The following is a 25,882-nucleotide window of genomic DNA, read 5'->3' as shown; positions in this document are numbered from 1 at the left end:
CTGACAACGGCGCGGACCCGGACGGGATCGCGTCGTCCTCCTGGAGCCCGTGCTTGAGATTGCTGCATTTTGGGTGTCGCCGGCAGCTACTCGATCGTGACCACGATGGCCACGCGCCGGTTTTCCGCGCGGCCCGCGGCGGTGCGGTTGTCCACCACCGGCTTGCTCTTGCCCAGTCCGCGCACCTGGATGCTCTCCGCCTGGAACCCCGTGGTGGCCAGCACATTCGCCACCGCCTGCGCGCGCCGGACCGACAACTGCTGGTTGTAGTCGGCCGAGCCGGAGTCGTCCGTATGCCCGTCCAGCCGCACATGATCAATGCCCGCGCCCGATAGTGCCCGGCCGATCCGCTGCACCGCCACCTGCCGGTCCGCGCTGATCACGTCCTCGTCCAGGCCGAACAGCACCTTCTCGGAAAAGTCAAGCCCCCAGCCATTTTCGGTAAGCTGGAACCCTTGCGACTGCAACGCCTCGACTTGCACAGCAGTGAGCTTCGGGGCCGGCACCGTCTGGCAGGCAGCAAGCGCAAGGGTGACGGCAATCACGGCGGCCGTGATGCACCGGCTGCCGGCGGCTTGCAAGTTCGATAGCATGACAGATGCTCCTATTCCTATTCTTGTTCTCGTTCTTGTCTTATTTCTCGCTGTCTTCGCACTCGGACACCGAGGCGGGCCCGGTGCTCGCCAGCCGCGGCTCCGCGGTCTCCCAGCCGCCTCCCGACCTGCGCTTGGCCCGGTACATGGCCTCGTCCGCCGTGTGCATCAAGGTGGCGGCAGTCTGGGCATGAAGCGGAAACACGGACAACCCGATGCTCAGCGAGGCCCCGATGCGGGTGCCGCTCGACAGTTGTACCGGATCTTTCATGCGAAGCAGGATATGCTCCGCGACCTGGACGATGTCGGCAGGCTTGCGCAGCGAGGTGAGCAGTACCGCAAACTCGTCGCCGCCGAGCCTGGCGACCAGGTCGCCCTCGCGCACGCAGGAACGGATGCGCCGGGCAATGTCGGACAACACCTCGTCCCCGGCGGCATGGCCGAAGTTGTCGTTGATCTCCTTGAACGCGTCGCTGTCCAGGTAGAGCACGCCCGCATATCCCTTGGTGGTGCCGGCGAAGCGTACGGCCCGATGCAGCGCATCCTCGAACGCTGCCCGATTGAGCAGGCCGGTCAGGCTGTCGTGGCTGGCGCGGTGCGCCAGCGACCTGTTCTCGTGCTGGAGCTGGTTCTGCCAGGTCTCCAGTTCGTCGAGCAGGCCGTTGAAATCCTCCCCAAGCGCGTTGAGCTCAGCAATATGCGCTGGCGGCGTGCGCTGGTCGAAAGCGCGCTCCGAGCGCACGGCATGGGCCACGCGCATGAGGTTGCGTACCGGCTCGATGATATGGACCAGCATGCGGCTCGACATGTAGTGCGCGCTGACCGCGGTGAGCAGCAGGCAAGCCAGCAGCCCCAGCAGCCCGCTGAGCACAAAGTGCAAGAGGTTGCCGGTGTCGGCGGTCAGGCGGACGGTGCCCACCGCCTGCGTTTCATGCAGGATCTCCTGCTCCACCGGGCCGAGCGCCATCACGCGGCTGGCCAGGCGCTGCAGGCCGGGAAACCGCTCGCCGGCCGGGCGCCGCCACTCGGCCAGCAGGCGGTTGTCCTTGTCATAGACGCGGGCCTGGGCCACCTCCGTCGCGGCGATGGCCACCAGCGCCTCGTTGGCGGCCGCCTGGTCGCGGAACACCACCGGCGCTTCCAGCGTGTACGCCACGGAGCGGGCAACCAGGTGCAGGTTGTGGTCGGCATAGACGCGCAGCGCGGCCAGCCCGAGCGCGGTCAGCGAGATGCCGGCCGTGCACACGGCGATCAACGCCACGCTGAGATGAATGCGGCGCAGCGCGTTGTATAGCGTCGGGCGCGATCTCGTCGCGTCGGGGCGCAATGGCAGCTTCATGGCGATGGCCCCCGGCGGCGGCCAAGCTGCAACACTGCCGGATGGATATGGATGCCACTGCGGGCAACGGCATCCAGGTTGACGCGGAACGAGACGTGGCCATCGACCACGTTGAGGCAGAACATGCTGCCGATCTCGCACTCGTAGTCTTCTTCCGTGATGACAAGGACCGGGCGCCCGATCAGCTCCGTCGACAGATTCTTGCGCCGGGCATCCGTCATGGGCCCGAGGTAGACGGAATCGCAGCCCGCGGTGGACACGCCATCCTGCAGGTCGATGCGCCTGGATTGCACGGGGCGCCCGCTTGCCAGCACGCCGCCTTCCGCGAGCTTGGCGCCGTAGCGCGACGAGCCGTCCACGCACAGGCGCAGGACTTCCCGCTCGTTTGGCCAGCGCGCATAGCCAAGCAGGCTGAACACCACCCGCGCCACCGCCTCGGTGCGCGGGGGGGGCGTGTCCGCCGTGGTGCCCTGCGACTGCGCGCAGAGGATGGCGGCGAGAAGGGCCGGCAGCAAGCGCGGCAGGCGCGAATGCTTGCTGCCGCGGCTCGGACTGGCTAGGGCGGTAGCCGTTTGAAGAGGCAAGTGGTGAAGCCTACCAAGTAATGCGATTGGGGAACGCCGCAGCGCACAGCAAGCGATGCGATCTGACCTGGCTAGCACGATCAAGCGGGGATTCCTGCCCGGCGCGAACGCCACCGGACAACCCTGCTAGCCCAAACCCTTTAACGGCGCTCCTGCATTTATATTTACCCCTTATTTCCGGCCCGTCGATGCCAGCGACGACAAAGGCGGGCCTGCGGCCTGCCTCAGCATCGCCATGGGGCCGAGCCGCTCGATGGTGCGCATCTGCGCCTCATTCCGCACAAAGAACGATCCTGCAAACCCGAGCGTATTGACCGAGATACCCTCGACGGACTCAGCCGACCTTGGCACGAGCAGCATGCCAAGCGGTGTGACAAGCAGGTTGTATGGAGCCAACGGCTGCGGCGCTCCATCCACATGGATCGTACGCACGCCCACCGCCTCCAGCAGCGCGCGGTAGCGCGCAAGTGCGGTGCGGGCCAGATCCGGCCCGCGCGCCGACGACAAAGCCAGCGGCGCGAACGCATGCGAAAACGCCAACCCCGGCACTGTGCCGACCGCGCCATCCATGCGCGCGGCCGCAAGCAGTGGCGCGATGGGCAACGCCGGGCCTTCGCTGGCAAGCGGCAGCGGCACCAGTTGCAGGTGCTTGTGGCGCTGGCTTGCGCCGGCCGCCGCGCCACCGTTATAGAAGCCAAGGCCATCGAACTCGGCCATGCAGGCCAGCAGCGCCTCGAAGTCCGCCAGGTTGAGCAGCGCGTCCTGCGACTCGAAGCGGCGGGTAACGATCAGCAGGTGATGGTCCAGGACGTTGAACTTGTTCAGCAGCGCAAGATGGGTCTCGGAGATGTCCGCGACAAACAGGTCCGGGTCGTAGGGAAGGAACGGGTCGGCGCCCGCCTGGTTGCCCGGGACGGCGTTGTCATGCTGGCGCGCGTGGCCCTCATCCCTGTCGCGGTCCTTGCGCGCAAGGCTGGAAACCTGGCGCACCAGGAAGCGCACGCCGCCATCGTCGATGCCCTCCTGGAAGGTCTCGATCGGACGCAGCGCACCGCAATGCAAGGCGTGCTCCGTCTGGCGCAGGATGGCCGGCCATAGCGTGCCGGGCTGGAGAGATCGATGTGGCATGGTCTGGCCCAAGGGGTGAGTGACTATAGCCGGGGGGGGCTGATCGATCTTATCCCTCGGAGGCAGGGCAGGCTGGACCGATCTGTGGCACGGGCGGCAACTGGCCTTCACCGTGGCGATCCTGTGCACGGGCATTGCGTTGCTATGCGTCTTCGTCGCGCGTGAGATATCCCTGGCCGCGGACCGCGACGACTGAGCCGGATGCGGCGCCAGGCCTTGCAACGTCACCGCATCACAACAACGGCAAGCCGACATTGCGCTTGACCTCGCCCAGCGACAGCATGGACTCCACCGCCGTCACGCCGGGCAATGTGCGCAGCACGTCGCGCATGAAGATGCCGTAATCTTCCAGGTCCCGCGCGACCACCAACAGCAGATAATCGGCGCTGCCCGACACGTTATGGCAGGACACGATACGCGGGATTGCCTGGATCTCCCGCTCGAAGCGGTCGGAGAGCTCACGGCTGTGCACGCCAAAGCGGACCTGCGTGAACGCCATCAGGCCTAGCCCCAGGGCCTGGCGGGACAGCACCGCGCGATAGGCCTCGATATAGCCGTCGGCCTCCAGCCGCTTGAGCCGGCGCGCGCACGGTGTCTCGCTCAGCCCCACGGATTCCGCCACGCTGGCGTTGGTGGCGCGTCCGTCCGCCTGCAGCGCCATCAGGATGGCGCGATCGGTTTTGTCCAGATCCAAAAGTCAACCCCCAAGAAATCCGTCAAAATTAGCGGATTCCCCCAAATTATATTTATTAACTCCAAAAGAACGCCAGAATTCCCTCCAGCCTCTGGGCCATGATGTTGCCCTCGACACGGCATGCATCATGGTCTCAATACATCTCCTCGTCACCTTTATCGGCGCCCTGGCCGTGGTCTACGCCCTACCCGGACCGGACATGGCACTGGTGCTGCAAACCAGCACCGGCCGGGGTGTCCGTCATGGCCTGGCCACGGTCGCCGGACTGGCCATGGCACGCGCCGCGCATGTCACGCTCTCGGCATGCGGCGTGGCCGCGCTGCTGCGCGCGGCGCCCTGGCTGTACCAGGGCATCCGCGTCGCGGGCGGCCTCTACCTGGCTTATGTGGCCATCCAGATCTTCCGTAGCCCGGCTTTCGGGATGCACGCCGGCACCGGCACGGCAGTAGCGCCGGTGCGGCTACGCGCCTCCGTTGCCAAGGGCGCGCTCAGCAGCATCCTTAATCCCAAGGCACTGCTGTTTTGTTCCGTGCTGTTGCCGCAGTTCGTGGATCCCCATGGCGCGCCGGTGTGGTCGCAAGTGCTTGAGCTCGGCGTGGTGCTGGTGCTGACCGGCGTTGCCTTCGACCTGGCGTGCGTGTTCGGCGCGCTGCGCCTGACCGGCTGGCTTCGCCGCAGCCCGCGCGCGCAGACGGTCCAGCGCTGGTCCTTCTCGGCCATGCTGCTGGCCTTTGCCGCGCGGATTTCCTTTGAGTAAGGCGAAGCGCAGGACGACAGGACCTCCACGCGAGTGACGCCTTTTGCCCACCGTCAACACGGATCTGCCAAGAACAGCATGAGGTGCTAGCCTTACTAGGCGGCCAGGCACCTTGAGCGCGCCCCCTTGCTCCTGGAAGCCAGCGTGCCCGGCATCTTTGACCAGGCCGCGGTGTACCGGCATGGCGGCGCGATGCACGTCAAGCCGCGTCCTGGCGAGACCACGTTCCGGGTCCGGCGCCCGCTCATGCCGCGAACACCGGCAAACGCGGCCGCACCCCCGACAACCCGGGAGCCGGAACACCATGAATAGCAGGACGCAACCCGCCGCAGCCCCGACCGACGCGCCTGGCGCGGCCAGTCGGCCCATCGATCAGCAAGTGGTGTTCGTCCTGCAGGGCGGAGGCGCGCTGGGCGCTTTCCAGGCCGGCGTCTACCAGGCGCTGCACGAGGCAGGGATCGAGCCCGACTGGGCCATCGGCACCTCCATCGGCGCCATCAATGCCTCGATCGTGGCTGGCAACCGGCCTGCGGATCGCTTGCCGCGCCTGCGGCAGTTCTGGGAGCAGGTGGGCCGCCACGGGCCGCTTGAACTAGCCCGCCTGCTCTCGGGCGGCGACAGCACGATGTCGAACCTTGCAACCCTCACCCAGGGCATCCCTGGCTTCTTCACGCCCAACCCGGCTGCCTGGCTCGGCACGCGCGTGCCGCTCGGGGTAGAGCGCGCCGGCTTCTATTCGGTCTCGCCACTGCGCGACACCCTGCTCTCGCTGGTGGATTTCGCTTACCTCGGCGAGCAACACACGCGGCTCACCGTCGGCATGGTCAATGTGCGCAGCGGCAGGATGTGCTACTACACCAACCGGGACACCGCGCTGAGCGTGGAGCATCTGCTGGCATCCGCGGCGCTGCCGCCGGGCTTCCCGGCGATCCGGATCGACGGCGAAGCGTTTTGGGACGGCGGCATCTGCTCCAACACGCCGATCGAAGCCGTGCTCGACGACCACCCTCGCCGCAGCTCGGTGATCTTCGCCGTGCAGCTGTGGCCCCTGCAAGGCCCGGAGCCCGACACCATCTGGGAAGCCATGGGACGGCAGCGGGACATCCAGTACTCAAGCCGCGCCGAGACCCAGCTGGAGCACCAGAGGCAATTGCACCGGCTGCGGCATGTGATCCGCGAACTGGCCAGGCACATTCCCCAGGCGGAGCGCAGCACGCCCGCGGTCGAGGCGTTACTGGGCTGGGGCTGCCATACCACCATGCACGTGGTCGAGCTCAATGCGCCGCCGCTCGGCGGCGAAGACCTGACCAAGGATATCGACTTCAGCGCCGCCGGCATCGACGCGCGCTGGAACGCCGGCTATGTCCACGGCAAGCAAGCCATCGCAGCCGCGCCCTGGCGTGGCGCGCTCGATCCGATCGAGGGCATCGCGGTGCATGTGGCGCTGACACCGGCGTAGGTGTGTTGACGCCGCGCTGACACGACGTCCCGGGATTGAGCGCTCACCAGCAAGGCTGGCGCGGGCGCGCTAAGATGGCACCCCTGTTGTCTCACCGGCCTGACGGCCCCCCCCCGCCACGCCCGCGGATCCGCCGTTGATTGATTGATCGATCGACGCCCGCGCGCTCCCTGACCACCCAGGACACATCACCATGGATCTCGAACTTCGCAATCAACGCGTGCTCATCACCGGCGGCAGCCGCGGCATTGGCCTGGCCTGCGCGGCCGGCTTCCTGCGCGAGGGTGCGCGCGTAGCCATTGTTTCGCGCAGCGCCGAGAACCTGGCCAAGGCTTGCGCCAGCCTGGCCGAAGGCGAAGGCGAATACGCCAAGGACGTGGTCGCGGTATCCGCCGACCTGACCGATATCGCCGCGGCCGCGCGCGCGGTGGAGGCGGCAGTGGCAGCGCTTGGCGCCATCGACATCCTGGTGACCTCCGCCGGCGCGGCCAAGCGCCGCCCGCCGGACGAGCTGACCCCGCAGCTGTGGCAGGACGCCATGGCCGCCAAGTACTTCAGCTACATCAACGTGATCGACCCCGTGGTCAAGCGCATGGCACAGCAGGGGCGCGGCGCCATCGTCAATATCGTGGGCATGGGCGGCAAGCTGGCCAACCCCGCCCACCTGGCGGGCGGCGCGGCCAACGCGGCGCTGATGCTGGCCAGCGCCGGCCTGGCCAATGCCTATGGCAAGCAGGGCGTGCGCGTGAACGCCGTCAACCCATCGGCCACGCATACCGAACGCCTGCAGCAAGGCATGGAAGTGGATGCGCGCATCAGCGGCACGACCGTGGAGCAGGCATTGGCACGCGCCAACGCGCGCACCGGCCTGGGCCGCCTGGCCACGCCGCAGGAGGTGGCGGACGCCGTGCTGTTCCTCGCCTCGCCCCGCGCCAGCTATATTTCGGGCGCCGTCCTGTCGGTCGATGGCGCTACCACGCCGATGGTCGTCTGACGCTGCGACGCTGCCAGCCTTTCGTGGAGCAGCCCCGCCTAGCCTGGCGCGGGCCGCGACACCAGTTCGATATAGCGACGGATGGTGGCGGCTTTTTCGTACTGGCGCGACATCAGCGACAGATACGACGTCACCTCCAGGCCCGCGATATCCCGGTAGACAAGGCTGGGCAGGCTGATGTGGCCGGCCACGGAGTTCGGGACAATCGCCACGCCTTCGCCCAGCGACACCAGCGTCAGCACCGCCACCAGCCCGCCCGGCCGCGGGCCCAGCCTGGGCACGAAGCCACCCTGCTCGGCGGTGGACAGCGTGCCCGACACCTGTTCGGGAAGAATCAATGTCTCCGCCTTGAGATGCGCGGGACGGATCTCGGCCAGGCCGCACAGCCATGAATCGCTGTGCAGCGCGAGGATAAAGCCTTCCGGCGCCAGCGGCAGCGCGTCCACGCCCTCGGGCAGGTTCATCGGGGAGCGGATATAGGCGATGTCGACCTGCCCATCCCTGACCTGCTCGGGCAGCGTGCCCATGGGCGCCTCGCGCACCAGCAGCTGCACATCGGGGCAGGCCTTGCGGAATGCCGCGACTTGCCGCTGGAGCACGCCCGAGTAAGCCGCCGAGGCGACATAACCCACATGGATCTTGCCCGTCTCGCCGCGCGCCTCGCGCTGCGCGCGCAGTTGCGCGGCCTCGAACTGCGCCACCACGGATTGCGCCTCCGCCAGCAGCACCTCGCCGGCCGGCGTCAACGCCACCGAGCGCTGGTTGCGCTCGAACAGGCGAATGCCAAGGCTGGCTTCCATCTCCTGGATCTGGCGGGTAAGCGTCGGCGTGGAAATGCCGAGCCGCGCGGCGGCGCGGGTGAAGTGCAAGTCCTGGGCTACCGCGATGAAGTAGCGAAAGTGGCGCAGTTCCATCGGTTTGCTGTTTTCCTTCCGAGTACTTTCTGATTATTAGCCAACAGGCAACAAAATAGCACGGCCGGCGCAACAACGCGTGGCCCTGCCCGCCGTATCCTGGCCCGCATCCAATCAAGGAATGCGACAGCAAGCAACGATATGCGGCACAAGACGAATCGTCACCCACGGCCCGCCGGACACGGCACATCCGGATTTATTTCATTTCAGGCAATATCGCCGGCACGGCAGTTTGAAGGGGAGCCGGCATGAGCGGCATGAACTCGCGCGCCGCGCTGCTGACCGCCTCGGGCGCCTGCGCGCTGATCGTCCTGGACACCAACATCGTGGCTGTCACGCTGCCGCGCATCGCGAGCGACCTGCATGCCACGTTCTCCGATATCGAGTGGGTGGTCAGCGCCTACATGCTGACCTTTGCCGGCGGCCTGCTGCCTGCCGGCAGCCTGGCCGACAAGTTCGGCCGCAAGCGCATGCTGCTGACCGGCCTGGCGGTCTTCATGCTGGCCTCGCTGGGCTGCGGCCTGGCGGCGAGCAGCCTGGCGCTGAACCTGGCGCGCGCCGTCAAGGGCGTGGGCGCGGCCATGCTGCTGACCTCCGCGCTGGCGACCATCGCGCACGCCTTTCACGATGAGCGCGAGCGCGCCCGGGCGTGGGCCTTCTGGGGCGCGTGCATGGGTGTGGCCATGCTGGTGGCACCCGGCCTTGGCGGCGTCATCAGCCAAGCATTGGGATGGCGCTGGGTGTTCCTGCTGAACCTGCCGGTCGGCATCCTGCTGGGTGCCATGGTGCTGCGGCATATCGCGGAGTCGCGCGACACGGGCGCGGCACGTATCGACCTGTGGGGCGGGCTGTGTTTTTGCGGCAGCCTGTTCCTGATGATCTGGGCCCTGATCGAGGCCAACCGCATCGGCTGGGGCGATATGCACACCCAGATGCGGCTGGCCGGCGGCGCCGTGCTCTTCGCGCTGTTTATCGGCGTGGAACGCATCCAGCGCCGGCCCATGGTGGATCTCGCGCTGTTCCGCAATCCGCGCCTGATCGGCGCGTTGCTCGGCATGGCCGCCTATGCCGCCTGCGCCCAGGTGATGATGACCCTGATCCCGCTATATCTGCAGACGGGCCTCGGGTTCTCGGCGATCGCGTCAGGCGCCGCCATGCTGCCGTTTGCGCTGACCATGCTGATCTTTCCGCGCATCGGCGTGCAGTTGTCGGGACGGCTGGACGCGCCGTCGATGCTGGTGTTCGGGCTCGTGCTGGTCGGCCTCGGCAACCTGCTCAGCGCGTGGGCGGCCGTCACCATGTCCTACCTGCCTTTTGCGCTGGCCATTGCCGTCACCGGCAGCGGCGCGGGCCTGCTCAACGGCGATACGCAGAAGAACATCATGGCCTGCATTCCGCGCGAGCGCTCCGGCATGGCGTCTGGCATCAGCACCACCACGCGGTTCAGCGCCATCGTGCTGTCCTTCGGCTTGCTCGGCGGCCTGCTCGCCTACCGTACCGAGGCCGTATTCGACACGGCGCTGCATGCGCATGCGCAAAGCGCAGGGGTGATGCCCGGCATGGCCGCACACATCATCCCGCGCGTGGTTGCCGGCGACCTGCACGGCGCGATGGCCGATGTGCCAGCATCGCTGCGCAGCGTGCTGGAGCCGCTTGCACGCACCGCCTTCGCGGATGGCTTCGCCTGGATTCTTTGCGTGGCGGCCGGGGTTGCGCTGCTCAGCGCCGTCCTGGTGCGCCTGCTGATGAAAGACGAAGCGGCGGCGCACCAGGCGGTGCGCGTGGAAGTGCCGGCGCGCCGCTAGCGCGCCGCTAAAGCGTGCCGTGCCAACCACTCAATCGATCGTCATGTGCGCGTCGTGCACGATCTTGCCAAGGCGCAGCTTCTCGTCCTGCACAAAACGCGTGAACTCCGCCCGCGTGCCCGACACGGGGCGGTAGCCGTAGGTCTCGAACTGCGCGCGCAGGCCGGCGTCGCTGCGAAACGCGGCCTGCGTGGCCTGCGCGATGCGGTCCAGGATCGGCGCCGGCGTGCCCTTGGGCGCATAGATGCCGCCCCAGTGCTCCATGCGGATGCCTGCAAAACCTTGCTCCGCCGTGGTGGGCACGTCCGGCAACGCCTGAGCGCGCTTGTCGTCGGTCACCGCCAGCGCGCGCAGCTTGCCGCCGCGCAGGAAGCCGAGCACACCAACCGGGGCTTCGGACGCCAGGTCGATCTGGCCGCCAATGACCGCGTTAAGCGTTTCCGAGCCGCTCTTGTAGTGCACCAGTGTCACTGGCACGCCGAGCGCCGTCTCCACCATCTCCGCCACGAAATGCCCGGTGCTGCCGGCGCCGGCGGTGCCGAACGTGATGCCACCCCTGGCCTTGCCGTAGGCCTGCAGCGCCTGCAGGTCCTTGATATCCTTGCGCGAAGCACCGGCGCCCACCACCATAACCGACGGCGCCGCATTGGTGCTGACCACAGGAACGAGGTCGCTGTCGGCGTAGGGCATCTTCGCGCGCAGCAACACGTTGGCGACCGCACCATTGCCGGCGATCAGCAGCGTATAGCCATCGGGCGCGCTTTTGGCGACAAACTCGGCGCCGATGATGCCGCCGGCGCCCGCCTTGTTGTCCACGATCACGGTCTGGCCCAGCTGCCGGCCAAGCGCCTGCGCGATCAGCCGCGTGGTGATATCGCCCGGGCCGCCGGCCGAGAATGGCAGCACCAGGCGGATCGGCTTGTCCGGCCAGTGCGCCTGGGCAACGGCCGAAAGGCTGGATAGGGCCAGCATCGCGCAAGCTGCCATCCGGGCCAGCACGGCACGCCGGGGGAATCGTTGGGTCATGTCTCACTCCTGATGTTCTTTGTTGTCGGCAAGCACTCAGCCGAACGCGCAACCCACCGGTGGCGCAAGCAGGGCGAGCAAGTCGCGCACATCGTCGAGCTGCTCAAGATCCCGCACCATGCGCTCGATGGCGTGCTGCCGCTGCGGCGCAATCAAGCCGTCCGTCAGAGACCTGTACTTCGCGGCCACTTCGTCACTCGATTGCGGCGCTTCGATGGCGCGCGATGCCCAACGATTGACCTCGATGCGCTGCCCGTCGGTGAAGGTCACGGCCAGACGCACGCGCCCGCGTGCCCGTTGCCCGCCTGCGTCGAAGGCGGGATCGTGGCGCACGGCGATACGCGGCAGCAGCGCCCAGACGTCGTCGGCATCGATGCGCGCCGGCGCGAACTGCGGCACCAGCGCCGCGCCATCCAGCACCGCCACCGCAAGCGCGTAGCCGATGTTCATCTGCGCGCCGATTGGCGTCAGCGGCCGCTGCGGCACCCACCAGCCATGGTGATAGACGGCATGCGACACATCCACCTCGATAGCGGTGATCTCCCCTGCCTTGAGCGTGCGCTGTGCGCCCACGTCGAACAGCGCATCGAGCGGCGCGTGGATGCCACCCATGGCCGCGTAGGGCTTGATGACGATCCGCTCGACCTCCCAACGCTCGCCCAGGCCGTCGGTGATCTGCGCGGCGTCCGGCGCATGCCCTTCGCCGAACGTCGAGAGAAAGCCGCCGTACTCGCGCTCGAACACGCGCTTGATGCCGGTGTAGCCGCCCGCCGCCAGCACCGCCGCGTAGAGCCCATTGCGCGCGGCGAAGCCGTGGTGCATGCGCTTGCACATGGCCTCGTACTGCGCCGCCATCAGCCCGGCCGACTGCGTGCCGGCCAACCCAAGCGCATCCTCGAAACGCGCGGCGTCGAGCCCCAGCAGCTTGCCCACCGCGGCGGCGGCGGCGTGCGTGCCGAACACCGAGCCGGAATGCCAGCCGCGCGACAACATCTGCGCGCCGTGCAGGGCCATGCCCACGCGCGGGCCCACCTCATAGCCGGCCATGGCCGCCTCCAGGAAGCGCCGCCCGCTGACGCGGCGCTCGCCTTCGGATGCGGCCCACAGCGCGGGCAGCACGAGCGAGGCGCTGTGCAGCGGCCCGAGCGGATGGTAATCGTCAAGTTCAAACCCCTGGATAAAGGTGCCATTGAGCAGCGCGGCGCCCGGCGCGCTGGTGCGCGCCCCCCAGCCGACGATGGTGCGGTCCCCCTGCCCCTCCATCTGGCGGACGATATTGGCGGCGGTGCGCGACCACGGCAATTGCGCGCCGACGATGGCACAGCCGATGCCATCGAGCGTAAGAGCCTTGGCGCGCTCGCGCGCGGTGGCGCTGGCTTGCTCCAGCCGGAAGGCGGCCAGCCATTGGGCGAGCCTGCCGGTGGGCCCGTCGGGATCGGTTGGCGGCATGGGTGCGGCGTTCTGACTCTGACTCTGATGCTGGTCCTGATCCTGGTTTTGCATGATGTGTCTGCCTATGTGGCGTTACGTGAGGCTACGTGGAGACTGGCGCAGTCGGCTGGCGGTCGGGTCCCCTTACTCGAATGGATACTGCTTGACCAGCGCCCCCAGGCGCTCGCTTTCCTGGCGTACCTGCGCGGCAAACTCAGCAGGCAAATTCGCCACCGGCTCGGCGCCCGCGGCGGCGATGGTCCGTTGCACTTCCGGATCCTTCACGGCCTCGCGCAGCACGGCGACAATGCCCTGCGTGATCGCAGCCGGGGTGCCCTTGGGCGCGAACAGGCCATACCAGGTGACCGACTGGAACTGCGGGTAACCGGCCTCGGCCGTGGTAGGCACATCAGGCAGCGCGGCGGCGCGCGTGCGCCCCTGCGTGGCAAGGATCTTCAGCGTGCCCGCCTTGTAGTGCGGCAGCGCGGCAGTGATGCCGGTGAACGCCAGGTTGACGTTGTTGGCGATCAGGTCCGTGATGATGGCGCCGGTGCCACGGTAGTTGACGACAATGAGGTCAGGCAAGCCCGCCTCCGCCGCCAGTTGCTTGCCGGAGATGCGCGCTAGACTTTCGCCGGTGCCGAGCGAACAGGTCTTGGCGACGGTCTTGCAGTACTGCACGAGTTCCGCGAACGTCTTCACGGGCAGCTTGGCGCTGGCTACTACCGCGGCGGGCGACTGCGAAATCGCCGTGATGGGGTCGAGCCGCGCCAACGGGTCAATGCCCTTGAACCCGGGCGTGTACCTGGTGGCCACGATAGCCGGCACCTGCAGCAGCAGCGTATAACCATCGGGCTTCGCCTCCATCACGCGCCGCGTGCCGATCAGGCCGTCGGCGCCCGGCAGGTTCTCCACCACCACCGGCTGGCCCCAGAGCACGCCAAGCGGCTTGGACACCGCGCGTGCGGTGGCGTCCGTACCACCGCCGGCGCTATAGGGGACCACCAGTGTGACCGGACGGTCCGGGCGCCATGCGCCGGGGCTGGCAGTGGGGCTGGCAGTGGGGCTGGCGGCGGCGGCTAGCGTGCCGGCCGACAGCATTGCCGCGCCGATGGCGAGCAGGCCGACGGCTCGGCACCTGGTTTGTCGTTGGATCAGGGATGGCATGTTGTCTCCATATTTTCTTGTGGTAACCCGTGGTGTTTCCGGCTAGCCGTGCAAGCACTCAAGCCGACGCAACGATCGCTGGAGTCAGCGGCCGGCCTCGCCAGTCGCGCTGGAACACGCCATTGAGCCGGCCCCGCGCGATGGCATGCGTGCGCAGCCACGCCATCAGCGCTTCGCGCGCAAGACCCGCTGGCGGCTCGGCGGCAAGCGCGAACAGCTGGAACACGTAGCGATGCGGCCCGTGCCCCGGCAGGGGCCGGGGGCCGTCGTAAGCGGCATGGCCCAGCCCGTTGACGGCCAGTGTCACGCCGGCCGGCAACGGCGCGCGCGACAGTGCGCCTTCGGCCAGCGAGCCGACCGAGCCCGGGCCCCAGGCAAGCGCGTGCACGATGGCGTAAGCCAGCGGCACATCCGGATCCTCGACCAGCAACAGCCAGTGCGTGGCCGTTGCCGGCAATCCCGTCCAGGCCAGCGCGGGCGAGCAGTTGGCGCCCACGCCCGCGCCCGCGTGGCGCTCGGGCATCGCGCCGTGATCGGCAAACGACGCGCTGTGCAGCGCCAGCGTGTGGGGCAATGCGGCCAGCACGGCGTCGCTGCATGCCAGGCTGCCATCGCCCGCTTGGCGTCCGCGCAGCAGCAGGCCGGCTGCGCGCAGCAACAGTGGATGCTGCAACCGGGCGTTCATGCCGCGTCTTGCCGGCGCACCGTCCAGGCCCAGGGCCGGCTGGTGCGATCGGCTTGTTGCCAGGCGCGGATCAGCGCATCGTCCTTGAGCGTCAGGCCGATATCGTCCAGCCCGTGCAGCAGGGCTTCACGACGCAGCCGGTCGACGGGAAACGCGACGGTCGCGCCATCGGGCGCGGTCAGCGTGGCGCTCGCCAGGTCCACGCGCACCGGCGCGCCGGCTGCGCATTGCGCGGCCAGCGCTTGCACCGTTTCGGCGGGGAGCCGGATCGGCAGCACGCCATTCTGGAAGCAGTTGTTGTAGAAGATATCGCCATAGCTCGGCGCGATCACGCAGCGCACGCCCAGGCCCATCAGCGCCCACACCGCGCCCTCGCGCGAGGACCCGCAGCCAAAGTTGGCGCCGGCCAGCAGTACCGGCGCGCCGCGAAACGCCGGCTGGTTGAACACGCAGCCCGGGTCCACGCTGCCATCGGTGCGGTAGCGCAGCGCTTCCAGCGCATAGGGGCCGAGTTGCTCGCGCGGCAGCGCGGTGAGCCGCTCGATGCGGATGATCACGTCGGTGTCGACGTTGGCGCGCAGCAGCGGCACGGCGGCGCCTGTTACGACCGTAAAGGGTTGCATGGTCATGTGAGTTTCCGTACGTCGGTTATGCAGCCGGTGACCGCGGCGGCGGCGGCCATCGCGGGGCTGGCAAGATGGGTGCGGGCGCCTGGCCCCTGACGCCCTACAAAATTGCGGTTGGAGGTGGAGACCGAGCGCTGCCCGGGCGGCACCTGCTCGCCGTTGGCGGCCACGCACATGCTGCAGCCGGGCTCGCGCCAGGCAAAGCCCGCATCCTCGAACACGGCGCGCAGCCCCTCGGCCTCGGCCGCGCGCTTGACGTTCTCCGAGCCCGGCACCACCCAGGCGGTCACGCCCGGGGCCACGCGCCGCCCGCGCGCCACGGCGGCCGCTGCGCGCAGGTCGGACAGGCGCGAGTTCGCGCAGGAGCCGATAAAGACCCAGTCCACCGGCGTACCGGCGATGGGGGCATTGGGTGCCAGGCCCATGTAATCCAGCGCGGCGCCAATGGCAGCACTGGCCGCCTGGTCGCTGGCGGCGGCCGGATCGGGGATAAGCCCGTCGATCGCGATCGCGTGCTCGGGGCTGGTGCCCCACGTGATAGTGGGCGCCACGGCGGCGGCGTCGATCACCTCTTCGCGATCGAACACGGCACCGGCATCGGTGGCGAGCGTGCGCCAGTACTCGGCCGCGCCGTCGAACTGCGCGCCGGAGGGCGCATACGGGCGGCCGCGCAGCCATTCGATGGTGCGCGCGTCGGGCGCCACCATGCCAAAGCGCGCGCCCAGTTCCACGCTCAGGTTGCACAGCGTCAGGCGCCCTTCCACTTCCAGCGCTTCGATGGCCGTGCCGGCGAACTCGATGGCATAGCCGCCGCCAGCCGCCGCGCCGAGGCGGCCGATGATATGCAGCGCCAGATCCTTCGCGGTGATGCCCTCGGCCAGCACGCCGTCGCATCGGATGCGCATGCGCCGCGGCTTTTGCTGGCGCAGCGTCTGCGTGGCGAGCGCGTGCGTACTCTCGGACGAGCCCACGCCGAAGGCCATCGCGCCCAGGCCGCCGTTGGTACAGGTATGGCTGTCGCCGCAGATGACCGTCAGGCCGGGCAGCACGATGCCCAGCTCTGGGCCCATCACGTGGACGATGCCCTGCCCCGGCTGGCCGAGGTCGAACATCGTCACACCCGCCGCGGCCGAGCGATCGCGCAGCGCAGACCACAGGCGCCCGCCCGGCACATGGGTATTGCCATCGCGCCCGGGCTGGCTGGAGACCGCGTGGTCCGGCGTGGAGAACACCAGCGCCGGATCATGTAGCGGCAAGCCGCGCGCCGCCACATCGGCCAGCGCCGGCGGGCCGGAAAGATCGTGCAGCAAGTGACGGTCGATGTGCAGCAGCGCCCAGCCATCGCCGAGTTCGCGCACCACATGCGCGTCCCAGAGCTTGTCAAAGAGAGTGCGCGCCATCGTCAAGCCTTTGCGCTTGCCGGCGCATCGGGGTTGGTGGCGCGCTCGCCGGCATTGAAGCGCTGGCGCAGGCTGTCCCATTCATCGGCGCCGAAGCGGCGGAAGGTCTGCCCCACGCTGGCCGACACGCCTGGCGCGGTGAAGGTGGCCTTGAGCTCGGCCAGGGCTTCGTCGCCCGCCTGGATCGCGGCCTTGAGCATCAGGCCCGGCAGGATGGCCAGCTTGTAGCCCATGACCTCGGCCTCGCGCAGGTCGAAGATCGGCGTGCGGCCGCCGGGCACCACGTTCAGCAGGCAAGGGCCGCGCACCAGCCGCGGCACCGCCGCCACTTCCTCGATGGTCTGCGTGGCTTCCACGAAGGCCAGGTCCGCGCCAGCTTCCAGCGCGGCGTTGGCGCGCCAGATGGCCTCTTCCAGCCCGAGCATGGCGCGCGCATCGGTGCGCGCGATGATGACGAAATCCGGCGTGCGGCGCGCCTGCACCGCTGCGCGGATCTTGGAGACGAACTCCTCGCGCGAGACCACCTCCTTGCCATCCAGGTGGCCACAGCGCTTGGGCGCAACCTGGTCCTCGATATGGATCGCCGCCACGCCACGGGCCTCGTACTCGCGCACGGTGCGGGTGACGTTGAGCTGATTGCCGTAGCCCGTGTCGGCGTCGGCGATCAGCGGGATCGACACGGAGCGCGCCATCACCGCGGCGTTTTCAACCATCTCGCTCATCGTCAGCAGGCCGAAATCAGGGAAGCCGCGCGCCGCCGACGTGCCGGCGCCAGTCATGTAGCAGGCGGAGAAGCCGGCCTGCTCGATCAGGCGCGCGCCGATGGCGTCGTAAGCGCCGGGCGCGATGATCATGCCGGGCGCCTGCAGGCGCTGGCGAAGGATAGCTGCGAGGGTCATGGACGGGTCCTGTCTGCTTGCGGTGGGTGACGGAATGCGTACGGAGTAAGCCTCAGCGCGGAGGGGAATCGGTTGTCGACCTTCGCCCTGTGTTTATGTGTTTATATTCTAGATACAACTTGTCGGTTCCGTCAAGGATTGGGAAATTCGCCACTGGACCGTTGTGCTATGCTGCCCACGCCACTAAACCGTCACCTCATGCCGCGCACGACCGACTCCCCTTCGCCGCTGGGCCATATGCCCGGCACCTCACTGCACCGGCAGCTCTTTCTCGTGCTGCGCGACGAAATCACGCGCGGCATCTATGCGGAAACGGGGGCTTTGCCGAAAGAAGAAGCACTGTGCGAGCGCTTTGGCGTCTCGCGCATCACGGTGCGGCGGGCGCTGTCCGAGTTGGCGGCGCTAGGGCTGGTGGAGCGGCGCCATGGCCTTGGCACCTTTGTGCGGGCGGACGCGCCGGCAGGGCGCAGCAGCCCTAGCCTTAGCGTGATCGACAGCCTGCGCAAGACCGCGCTGGAGACGGACGTCGAGGTTCTTGAGGTGGCCACGGCCGTGCCGCCGGCGGACATTGCCCAACTGCTGCTGCTCGCCCCGGGCGAGCAAGCCGTGCACGCGCTGCGCCTGCGCAGCATCAAGGGCACGCCGGTGATACTAACGGATGCATGGGTACCCGCCGCGCTGGGCAAGCGCGTGTCGGCGGCGGCGCTGCGCAAGCAAGCGCTCTACGAGATCCTGATGGCGCAGGGGGTGAAGTTTGGCCGCGTGGTGCAGGAAATCACGGCCCAGGCGGCCGACCCCGCTTATGCGGGCTGGCTGCGCACCGAGGTTGGTGCGCCACTGCTCAAGCTGGTGCGCCTGATGCATGACCCGGAGTCGCGGCCGGTCCAGTACATCACGGTGTACATGTCCCCGGAACGCAGCCGCATCCTGATGGATATCTCGGCCGACACGGTCAACACGCTAAGCGCCGGGCAGTTAGTCCACGACGTGCCGCGCGGCTAAGAGGCCGTTTCAACATAAAGCACACGGCCCTGGCGTTCACCGCCTAGCCCTGCCGCTGCTCGATGGCATCGACTCGGTTGGGGTAGAAGGCCACGTGATCCTTGATGGCCTCGACGGCGGCATACGGCGCCTCGTAAGTCCACACCGCATTGACCGATCGCTCACCGCCCGCGGGGATGCTGTAGTAAGCGCACTCGCCTTTGTACGGGCAGTAGGTGGCATGGTCCGTGCGCGCCAGCAGCGACATATCGACATCCTTGCGCGGAATGTACTGCACGGCCGGGTAGGCCGCCTCGCGCAGCGTGAGCGCGCTGCGGGTGTCGGCAATGACGGCGCCGCCGAGCCTCACGACGACGCGCGCGGGGTTCGCCTCGATCACGATCGGATGATCGGGCCCCGGGATCTTGATGGGCTTGCTGGCCATGGCTGGGCTTCCTGATGTGTTGCCGCGCCTGCCAATACTACGCGTGAACGCGCCAGCCTGCCCGGCATCAATATGCGCCTTGCACCGCCCTGCGCAGCGCCGCCTGCGCCAGCAGCCGCGTGGAATCCAGCGTCGGCAGTGACGAGTTAGCGTCGTTCACGATCAGCGGGATTTCCGTGCAGCCGAGCACAACAGCATCGCAACCCTGCGACTTCATCCGCCCGATAACCCGCTGGAAGTAAGTGAGTGCTTCCGGGGTAGCGATGCCGCCCACCAGTTCATCCATGATGATGCGGTTGATTTCATCGCGCTCGGCGGGGTCCGGCCGCATAAAGCCGAGCCCGCGCGCGGCAAGCTTTTCGGGGTAGACCTCGCTGTCGACAAGCCAGCGTGTTCCCGTCAGGCCCAGGCGGGTGAAACCGCGCGCCGCCGCGCTCTCGGCGACCACCTCGGCAATATGCAGCCAGGGCCGCGGCGAACGCGCCGCCATGTACGGCAGCGCCTGGTGAATGGTGTTGTCGGGACAGATCAGGAAATCCGCGCCCATGCCAGCGAGCTTGCTGGCAGAGGTGAGCATCAACTCACCTACGGCCTGCCAGTCGCCGCGATCCAGGTGCTTGACGTACTCGGCAAGCGACGGGGTGTGCATGGATATCTCGGGATGCGCATGCGGCCCGAGCAGCCGCGCGCCCTCCATGCAAATGGTCCGGTAGCAAAGCGCAGCACCTTCGGCGGAGCAGGCAACGATGCCGATATGCAGGGTCATGACGGTTGGCTCCATGCGATGTCACGGCAAATCACGGGATCATGCGCGGCGGCCGATTCAGCCGCCGCGCACCGAGCGGGTAAAGCAAGTTAGCGCTGGCTCAGCCTGCCACGCGCGGCTTCACGCGTCCCGCCGCATCCTTGGCGCGCACGCGGGCCGCTTCCACGTCGGCGTCGTACGCCAGGGCCACGCCCATGCGGCGCTTGGTGAAGCTCTCCGGCTTGCCGAACAAGCGCAGCTCCGTCTGCGGCACGCGCAGCGCCTCGTCCACGCCGTCGAACACCACGCCCTTGGCATCCACGCCGCCATAGATCACCGCACTGGCGCCCGGGCTCTTGAGCGCGGTGCTGACCGGCAGGCCGAGAATGGCGCGCGCGTGCAGCTCGAACTCGTTCTGCCACTGGGTGATCATGGTCACCATGCCGGTGTCGTGCGGACGCGGGCTGACTTCGCTGAACCAGACCTGCTCGCCCTTGACGAACAGTTCCACGCCGAACAAGCCTTGCCCGCCCAGGTTGGCGGTGACGGCCTGCGCAATCTGCTGGGATTTTTGCAGTGCGGCCGGATGCATCGGATGCGGCTGCCAGCTTTCCACGTAATCCCCGCTGACCTGCACGTGGCCGATCGGCTCGCAGAACTGCGTTTCCACCTGGCCGTCGGCGCCGATCGCGCGCACCGTCAGCAGCGTGATTTCGTAGTCGAAGTCGATGAAACCTTCCACGATCACGCGGCCGTGGCTGACACGGCCACCGGCCATGGCGTAGTCCCATGCGGCCTTGACGTCGGCGGGGCCGTCGATCTTGCTCTGGCCCTTGCCGGAGCTGCTCATCACCGGCTTGACCACGCACGGGTAGCCGATGCCGCCATCGATGGCCGCCTGCAGCTCTTCCAGCGAGTCGCAGAACTTGTAGGGGCTGGTGGGCACGCCGAGCGTCTCCGCAGCCAGGCGGCGGATGCCTTCGCGGTCCATGGTCAGGCGCGCCGCGCGCGCCGTGGGGATGACGCGCACCACGCCGGCGGCTTCCAGCGTCTCCAGCATCTGCGTGGCAATGGCCTCGATCTCCGGCACCACCAGGTCCGGCTTCTCGGCCTCGATCAGCGCCTTGAGCTGGTCCGGGTCGCTCATGGAAATGGTGCGCGCATGGTGCGCCACCTGCTGGCCGGGCGCATCGGCATAGCGGTCCACCGCAATCGTTTCAACGCCGAGGCGCTGCAGCGCGATCAGGACTTCCTTGCCGAGCTCGCCGGAGCCCAGCAGCATGACTTTGGTCGCGCCAGGCGACAGAGGGGTGCCGAGAGTGGTCATGTGGGACCCTTGGGATCAAGTAAAAACAGCGATTGTACGTGGACCGAAAGCGCGCGCCCAGGCGTGCGTGCCGAGGGCTTTGGCGCCCGCAAGCCGATTGCCGACAATGCCTGCGAGGAAGGCCGCGGCAAGAACCGGCGGGTGGAACTGGCGCGCGTGGCCGCCTGGGGGACGGGCCTTGCCGAAATCCGCCGAGCCAATAAACTAGGTCAGTCGGCCTGCACTCGGCAGGCCTCCCAAGGAATGGCCATGAAGATTGATCTCACGGGCAAGATCGCCCTTGTTTCAGGGTCCACCGCCGGCATCGGCTTCGCAACGGCCAAGGGACTCGCTGGCGCAGGCGCCCGCGTCATCCTCAACGGGCGCAGCAACGCCACGGTGGACAAGGCCCTGCAAGCGCTGCGTGCCGCCGTTGCCGGCGCCGACGTGACGGGCTTCGTCGGCGACCTTGCCGACCCCGAGGCCTGCGCCCGCCTGGTGGCGGCCCATCCCCGAGTGGATGTGCTGGTAAATAACCTTGGCATCTTCCAGCCGCAGGACTTCTTTGAGACGCCCGACAGCGAGTGGACCCGCTTCTTCGAAACCAACGTCATGTCGGGCGTGCGGCTTTCGCGGGCCTATGCGCCGTCCATGGCCGAGCGTAAATGGGGACGGATCGTGTTCGTCTCGTCGGAATCGGCGCTGAATATCCCCGCCGACATGATCCACTATGGCTTTTCCAAGACCGCGCAACTGGCAGTCTCACGCGGGTTGGCCAAGCGGCTTGCCGGTACCGGCGTGACCGTCAACGCGGTACTGCCCGGCCCCACGCTGTCGGAGGGCGTCACCGACATGCTCAAGGATGCCATGGCAAGCTCGGGGCAATCCGCCGAAGCCGTGGCAGCGGACTTCGTCAAAACACACCGTTCCTCCTCGATCATCCAGCGTGCCGCCAGCGTCGAGGAAGTCGCCAACATGATCGTCTATGCCTGCTCCCCGCAAGCCTCGGCCACCACCGGCGCCGCGTTGCGCGTGGACGGCGGGGTCGTGGATACGATCGCCTGAGTCCTGTGCGCGGCATTCCTTGCGCGGCCATGCGGCCGCGCCAGTTGGCCGCCCCCGGCGCTTGCGCTTCGCCCCGAATCTGTATAGGCTGAACTACGATTCAATCTATCTTAGTTAAGCCATGTCCCACATCAGCACGGGCGTCGAATACGGACTGCACTGCCTCCTGTTCCTCGCCGACCCGACGGCAAGCGTCAAGGAAGCCAGCGTGCGCGACCTGGCCGAGCTGCAAGGCGTCCCTGCCGAATACCTCGCCAAATTGTTCACCAAGCTGGCCAAGGCCAACCTGGTCGTGGCCACCGAAGGCATTCGCGGCGGCTTTTCGCTGGCGCGGCCGGCGGCAAAGATCACGGTCATGGATGTCGTGCAAGCGATCGACGGCGACAAGGCGCTGTTCGACTGCCGCGAGATCCGCGAGCGTTGCGCGCTGTTCGATGCGTCGCCGCCCGCCTGGGCCACCCGTGGCATCTGCTCCATCCATGCCGTCATGCAGGCGGCAGAAAAGGCCATGCGGCAGGAACTGGCCGGGCACACGCTCGCCGATCTCGCCGAGCGGACCCTCGTCAAGGCACCGGCCAATTTCGGCCCGCACGTAGTGCGATGGCTCGCGGACCGCGCCACCCACCGGCGCGGCGAGCGCGATGCGGCAGACAAAGACTAGGCCCGGCGAGCGCAGCGGATCTACGCTACCACGGTGCGATCGGGATTGGCCGCGGCCAGTGCCTGCGCGCGATCGGCGCTGGGCGGATAGATCCACTCGGCGTTGATCCGGCCTTTCAGCGCCTTGGCGTCCGCGCCAACGAGCTTGACTTCACGCTCCCAGCCCTCGGTGTAGACCGCGCCCCACGGGCCCAGGTCCAGGCAGGTGACGTACCTCGGCTGGCGGTAGGGAATCGGTGCAAGGCCGAGCAGGTCCGCAGCAACGTTGTGCCCCGCCGAGCGGCCAAGGTTCATCGCGTGCTGACACGACATCGCGGCATAGTTGCCGTCATCGTCCGTGGCGGCATAAGCGACATCACCGGTGGCGAACACGGCGTCCACGCCCTTGACGCGCAGGTTGCTGTCCACATGCAGGCGACCGAATGCATCGCGCTGCGCGGGAATCTGCTGCGTGAGCGCGCTGGCGCGCACGCCCGCCGTCCAGATCACCGTCTTGGCATCGATGCGCTCGCCGTGCGCCGTGGTCAGGCCGTTCTCGTCGACGGACGCCACCGACGTGCCTGGCCGCCAGGTCACGCCAAGCGCTTCAAGCGCTTGCGTGATGACGGGACGCGGGCCGGCGCCGAGCTCGGCGGCCACTTCGGCATGGCGATCGACCACGATGACGTTCACCTCGGCGTCTTCGCCCAGCGCATCGCGCAGGCGCGCCGGCATTTCGGCCGCGGTCTCGATGCCGGTGAAGCCGCCGCCGGCCACCACGATGGTATTGCGCGCGGCGGATGCCGGATGATCGGCAAGGCGCTTGATATGCGCCTCCAGCTCGGCCGCTTCATCGATCTGGTCCACGCTGAACGCATGCTTGTCCAGACCCGGGATCTGCGGGCGAAACAGGCGGCTGCCCGTAGCAAGCACGAGGCGGTCATAGGACAGCGTGGACCTCGCTTGATCGATGCCAACCACCTCGACTTCATTGCGGTCCGCATGGATCCGCTCGACGGTACCCTGGATGAACCTGACGCCGACCGCATCGAAGATGTCGCGCAGCGGCGCCTTCATCCGCGCAGCACCTGCCTCATAGAAGCGCGGACGCACATGCAGCTCCGGCTGGGGAGCGATCAGCGCGATCTCCACATCCTTCTGGCCGTGCAGATCGATCAGGCGCGCCGCGCCCAGCGCACTCCACATACCGGCGAAGCCGGCGCCAATGATCAGGATACGTTTAGCCATCATGCAACTCCTCTCAAATTACGCATGCGTTCATGCTGCCGGACCGCGCACGCCACGCGACGCCCCGACTCAAAACTCCGATTCTATGAGTCGTAGTTTTGAAACTCAAGGGATTTTTTCGCGGCACGCGTTACCAGCGTCCCGTTCGCCGCACGCGGCGTACGATGCGCCTTGCCTGCGGCAGCAGCACGAAATCGTAGCGAGGGAATCGAGCGCGCCAAGCAGCATTGCGTGATGTTCGACATCACGTTGGCGCGTCAGTGGTGGCGGCGCTGGTGCTGGTCGCAGCCCTGTTGTGGCCGGCGCCGCGCGGGCAACACTCGCGCGGCGCCGGTGTGGCGGGTCTTGGCGAATTGCGCTTTCAGCAACTCCGGGGGTTACTTCCGAGGGCTATTGCTGATGGCTTAACGCCTTTCGCCTTTTTCATTTTCCTTTAGCCTCCTGCTCTCGAACGATGCGCTCAAAAAGATACGCAGCCGCTTAACGCGCATATCTTCCGACGACGCTTTGGCCGCCCAGCGCATGGCCTTTGAGCGCCTGCATCAGTTCGTCCCTGTTCAGGCCAGGCGGCAGCGCGGTTGGCGCAAGGTCTGTGGCGATGACGGTCAACACATAATGGTGCGGCGCACCACCAACCGGCGGACAAGGTCCAAGATAAATCGGCTCGCCCCGTACATTCTTGCCAACGGTGACGCCATGGCGATCGGCCTGGCCCTCGCCTTCCTTCAACTGACCGCGATCGGCGGCGATGTTATAGGCGACCCAGTGCGAATAGCCTAGCCCCATGTTGCCATCGAGGTCCAGCAGCAGCACCGCCATGGACTTGGTGCCGGCGGGAAGATTCGACCACGACACCTGCGGCGACACGCCTTTGCCGCCGCAATCGGACGTATTGTTGCCATACAGCGTAGGGATCGCCGCCCCATCCGCAAACGATGCGGACGACGCCTGCATGCCTGCCGCATATGCCGTGCCAATGCAGCCCAAAACCAGTGCGCCAGCCAGCGGCGCGAAGCGTGTTCTGATGAGATTCATTTGTGCCTCGCTCCGATGGAATGAGTGGAATGTATTCGACGCACGCAAAGGAAGGTGCGCGTATACCCTCTGGCATTCACGATTGACCAGACTTAATATGGGCTTGATCGTGCTCAAGGCTGTTGCGAAGTACGGACGATGTCATTAGAAATAACGTTAAAAATATAACGACTAAAGGAGACATCCATGCAAGATTATCAAAGCCTTGTGTTCATGTGCGCGATCGGCTTGGTGTGCCTCTATGTCTTGCTCGGCACACTCTCCCAATCGCTTGCGATCAAATACGGTGCGCCCGCCATCGTTTCCGTCCTGATGGTGGCGTTCTCCGTCTCGCCGTGGCACGTGGCGGGGTAAACCACAATCACCAGCGGCTGCGGAGGTCTTGATGCGCCGAATGGCCGTTAAGTGCGTTCTGGCGGGAATCACCGCATTGCTGGCCGCGCCCGGTGTGGCGTTTGCGCAGCCTGCCCAAGCCTTTACCACCGGCCCCGTCAACCTGCGTGCCGGACCCGCACCGGATTACCCGGTGGTGGCGCAACTGTCCGGCGGCGTGCCGCTCACCGTGATGGGGTGCGTCAGCCAGTACACATGGTGCGACGTGGCGCTACCTAACCTACGTGGCTGGGTCTATGCCGGGCAGCTCGGGTACGCGTATCAGGGCGGCAGTGTTTCTGTGCTGAACTACGGCACCGTGATTGGCCTTCCCATCATCACGTTCTCCATCGGCTCCTACTGGGGTAACTACTATCGCGGACGGCCTTGGTACCACGACCAGGGACGCTGGGCGCATCGTCCGCCATATGGGCCGGGACCGGGCTATCCGCCAGTGCATGTGCGCCCGCCAGGTGGTTATCCGCCCGGCCGTCCGCCTGGTCATGGAGGCGGAAGCAGCCATGGTGGTGGTCACGGTGGCGGCG

27 protein-coding genes are annotated in these 25,882 nt (G+C 67.4%); 9 read left to right on the top strand and 18 right to left on the bottom strand.

Features of this window, described 5'->3' with window-relative positions; all coding sequences use genetic code 11:
* Window positions 1–86: 86 nt before the first annotated feature.
* The 5 genes from yfiB to AC1RWI_RS23640 form a co-directional block, all read right to left on the bottom strand.
* Window positions 87–593 (bottom strand): outer membrane lipoprotein YfiB, encoded by a 507-nt coding sequence (yfiB, locus tag AC1RWI_RS23660; protein WP_492869142.1) that lies wholly within the window; start codon window positions 591–593, stop codon window positions 87–89.
* A gap of 40 nt (window positions 594–633) precedes the next feature.
* A complete protein-coding gene (dgcN, locus tag AC1RWI_RS23655) occupies window positions 634–1,932 on the bottom strand; it encodes a diguanylate cyclase DgcN/YfiN (protein ID WP_052494873.1) in 1,299 nt (432 codons plus the stop codon).
* Window positions 1,929–2,516 carry a regulatory sequestration protein YfiR gene (gene yfiR, locus AC1RWI_RS23650; RefSeq protein ID WP_492869139.1) on the bottom strand — a complete coding sequence of 196 codons (588 nt, stop codon included), beginning with the start codon at window positions 2,514–2,516 and terminating at the stop codon, window positions 1,929–1,931. Before yfiR ends, dgcN begins: the two co-directional genes overlap by 4 nt.
* 171 nt (window positions 2,517–2,687) lie before the next feature.
* Window positions 2,688–3,644 carry an ATP adenylyltransferase family protein gene (locus AC1RWI_RS23645; protein ID WP_492869137.1) on the bottom strand — a complete coding sequence of 319 codons (957 nt, stop codon included), beginning with the start codon at window positions 3,642–3,644 and terminating at the stop codon, window positions 2,688–2,690.
* 232 nt (window positions 3,645–3,876) lie between these two features.
* Complete coding sequence (locus tag AC1RWI_RS23640; RefSeq protein ID WP_492869135.1) at window positions 3,877–4,338, bottom strand: Lrp/AsnC family transcriptional regulator; 462 nt, start codon at window positions 4,336–4,338, stop codon at window positions 3,877–3,879.
* A gap of 127 nt (window positions 4,339–4,465) precedes the next feature.
* On the opposite strand from AC1RWI_RS23640, the gene AC1RWI_RS23635 reads away from it, so the two are divergent.
* The 3 genes from AC1RWI_RS23635 (at window position 4,466) to AC1RWI_RS23625 (ending at window position 7,548) form a co-directional block, all read left to right on the top strand.
* Window positions 4,466–5,095, top strand: coding sequence for a LysE family translocator (locus AC1RWI_RS23635; protein WP_043353250.1), 630 nt, complete (start codon window positions 4,466–4,468; stop codon window positions 5,093–5,095).
* Between the two features lie 304 nt (window positions 5,096–5,399).
* Window positions 5,400–6,554: a patatin-like phospholipase family protein gene (locus AC1RWI_RS23630; RefSeq protein WP_492869133.1), complete on the top strand. Its 1,155-nt coding sequence runs from the start codon at window positions 5,400–5,402 to the stop codon at window positions 6,552–6,554.
* 193 nt (window positions 6,555–6,747) lie between these two features.
* A complete protein-coding gene (locus AC1RWI_RS23625; RefSeq protein WP_492869132.1) occupies window positions 6,748–7,548 on the top strand; it encodes an SDR family oxidoreductase in 801 nt (266 codons plus the stop codon).
* Between the two features lie 38 nt (window positions 7,549–7,586).
* Here AC1RWI_RS23625 and AC1RWI_RS23620 read toward each other — a convergent pair whose 3' ends face one another.
* Window positions 7,587–8,462, bottom strand: a complete 876-nt coding sequence (locus AC1RWI_RS23620; RefSeq protein WP_492869130.1) for a LysR family transcriptional regulator — start codon at window positions 8,460–8,462, stop codon at window positions 7,587–7,589.
* A 248-nt stretch (window positions 8,463–8,710) separates the two neighbouring features.
* Between AC1RWI_RS23620 and AC1RWI_RS23615 the strand changes: the two genes are divergently transcribed.
* Window positions 8,711–10,267, top strand: a complete 1,557-nt coding sequence (locus AC1RWI_RS23615; RefSeq protein WP_492869128.1) for an MFS transporter — start codon at window positions 8,711–8,713, stop codon at window positions 10,265–10,267.
* A 30-nt stretch (window positions 10,268–10,297) separates the two neighbouring features.
* Here AC1RWI_RS23615 and AC1RWI_RS23610 read toward each other — a convergent pair whose 3' ends face one another.
* The 7 genes from AC1RWI_RS23610 to AC1RWI_RS23580 all read right to left on the bottom strand — a co-directional run bounded on the left by AC1RWI_RS23610 (window position 10,298) and on the right by AC1RWI_RS23580 (window position 17,501).
* The gene (locus AC1RWI_RS23610) at window positions 10,298–11,293 is read right to left on the bottom strand and encodes a Bug family tripartite tricarboxylate transporter substrate binding protein (protein ID WP_492869126.1); all 996 of its coding nucleotides are present in this window, start codon (window positions 11,291–11,293) and stop codon (window positions 10,298–10,300) included.
* A gap of 36 nt (window positions 11,294–11,329) precedes the next feature.
* Entirely contained in the window at window positions 11,330–12,796 is a 1,467-nt protein-coding gene (locus tag AC1RWI_RS23605; protein WP_492869124.1) for an MmgE/PrpD family protein, read from the bottom strand.
* A 72-nt stretch (window positions 12,797–12,868) separates the two neighbouring features.
* Complete coding sequence (locus AC1RWI_RS23600; RefSeq protein WP_492869122.1) at window positions 12,869–13,891, bottom strand: tripartite tricarboxylate transporter substrate binding protein; 1,023 nt, start codon at window positions 13,889–13,891, stop codon at window positions 12,869–12,871.
* Between the two features lie 58 nt (window positions 13,892–13,949).
* A complete protein-coding gene (locus AC1RWI_RS23595; RefSeq protein WP_492869120.1) occupies window positions 13,950–14,576 on the bottom strand; it encodes a YbhB/YbcL family Raf kinase inhibitor-like protein in 627 nt (208 codons plus the stop codon).
* Complete coding sequence (gene leuD, locus AC1RWI_RS23590) at window positions 14,573–15,199, bottom strand: 3-isopropylmalate dehydratase small subunit (protein ID WP_492869176.1); 627 nt, start codon at window positions 15,197–15,199, stop codon at window positions 14,573–14,575. The genes AC1RWI_RS23595 and leuD overlap by 4 nt, the downstream gene beginning before the upstream one ends.
* A 2-nt stretch (window positions 15,200–15,201) precedes the next feature.
* Window positions 15,202–16,602 carry a 3-isopropylmalate dehydratase large subunit gene (gene leuC / locus AC1RWI_RS23585; protein WP_492869118.1) on the bottom strand — a complete coding sequence of 467 codons (1,401 nt, stop codon included), beginning with the start codon at window positions 16,600–16,602 and terminating at the stop codon, window positions 15,202–15,204.
* A gap of 2 nt (window positions 16,603–16,604) precedes the next feature.
* Window positions 16,605–17,501 (bottom strand): isocitrate lyase/PEP mutase family protein, encoded by an 897-nt coding sequence (locus AC1RWI_RS23580; RefSeq protein ID WP_052494870.1) that lies wholly within the window; start codon window positions 17,499–17,501, stop codon window positions 16,605–16,607.
* Between the two features lie 198 nt (window positions 17,502–17,699).
* On the opposite strand from AC1RWI_RS23580, the gene AC1RWI_RS23575 reads away from it, so the two are divergent.
* Complete coding sequence (locus AC1RWI_RS23575) at window positions 17,700–18,503, top strand: GntR family transcriptional regulator (RefSeq protein WP_052494869.1); 804 nt, start codon at window positions 17,700–17,702, stop codon at window positions 18,501–18,503.
* Window positions 18,504–18,546: 43 nt separating this feature from the next.
* Here AC1RWI_RS23575 and AC1RWI_RS23570 read toward each other — a convergent pair whose 3' ends face one another.
* The 3 genes from AC1RWI_RS23570 to purT form a co-directional block, all read right to left on the bottom strand.
* A complete protein-coding gene (locus AC1RWI_RS23570; protein ID WP_492869115.1) occupies window positions 18,547–18,927 on the bottom strand; it encodes a DUF427 domain-containing protein in 381 nt (126 codons plus the stop codon).
* A gap of 67 nt (window positions 18,928–18,994) precedes the next feature.
* Window positions 18,995–19,693, bottom strand: a complete 699-nt coding sequence (locus tag AC1RWI_RS23565) for an aspartate/glutamate racemase family protein (protein ID WP_043353233.1) — start codon at window positions 19,691–19,693, stop codon at window positions 18,995–18,997.
* A 100-nt stretch (window positions 19,694–19,793) separates the two neighbouring features.
* Window positions 19,794–20,999: a formate-dependent phosphoribosylglycinamide formyltransferase gene (purT, locus tag AC1RWI_RS23560; RefSeq protein WP_082055053.1), complete on the bottom strand. Its 1,206-nt coding sequence runs from the start codon at window positions 20,997–20,999 to the stop codon at window positions 19,794–19,796.
* A 249-nt stretch (window positions 21,000–21,248) separates the two neighbouring features.
* Between purT and AC1RWI_RS23555 the strand changes: the two genes are divergently transcribed.
* Both AC1RWI_RS23555 and AC1RWI_RS23550 read left to right on the top strand, forming a co-directional pair.
* Complete coding sequence (locus AC1RWI_RS23555; protein ID WP_043353229.1) at window positions 21,249–22,043, top strand: SDR family NAD(P)-dependent oxidoreductase; 795 nt, start codon at window positions 21,249–21,251, stop codon at window positions 22,041–22,043.
* A gap of 121 nt (window positions 22,044–22,164) precedes the next feature.
* On the top strand, window positions 22,165–22,704 hold the full coding sequence (locus tag AC1RWI_RS23550) for an RrF2 family transcriptional regulator (protein WP_492869112.1): 540 nt from the start codon (window positions 22,165–22,167) through the stop codon (window positions 22,702–22,704).
* A 20-nt stretch (window positions 22,705–22,724) separates the two neighbouring features.
* On the opposite strand, the gene AC1RWI_RS23545 is transcribed toward AC1RWI_RS23550, so the two are convergent.
* Window positions 22,725–23,930, bottom strand: a complete 1,206-nt coding sequence (locus AC1RWI_RS23545) for an NAD(P)/FAD-dependent oxidoreductase (protein WP_043357659.1) — start codon at window positions 23,928–23,930, stop codon at window positions 22,725–22,727.
* A gap of 480 nt (window positions 23,931–24,410) precedes the next feature.
* A complete protein-coding gene (locus tag AC1RWI_RS23540) occupies window positions 24,411–24,965 on the bottom strand; it encodes a YbhB/YbcL family Raf kinase inhibitor-like protein (RefSeq protein ID WP_492869110.1) in 555 nt (184 codons plus the stop codon).
* A 186-nt stretch (window positions 24,966–25,151) separates the two neighbouring features.
* Between AC1RWI_RS23540 and AC1RWI_RS23535 the strand changes: the two genes are divergently transcribed.
* The gene (locus tag AC1RWI_RS23535; RefSeq protein ID WP_170301751.1) at window positions 25,152–25,319 is read left to right on the top strand and encodes a hypothetical protein; all 168 of its coding nucleotides are present in this window, start codon (window positions 25,152–25,154) and stop codon (window positions 25,317–25,319) included.
* A 31-nt stretch (window positions 25,320–25,350) separates the two neighbouring features.
* A partial coding sequence (locus tag AC1RWI_RS23530; RefSeq protein ID WP_492869108.1) for an SH3 domain-containing protein occupies window positions 25,351–25,882 on the top strand: 532 nt, incomplete at its 3' end.

Source organism: Cupriavidus sp. MPR-AND1C, from assembly GCF_058809705.1.
Note: the sequence above shows the minus strand (reverse complement) of the source record. Positions and strands in the feature narration are given on the sequence as shown.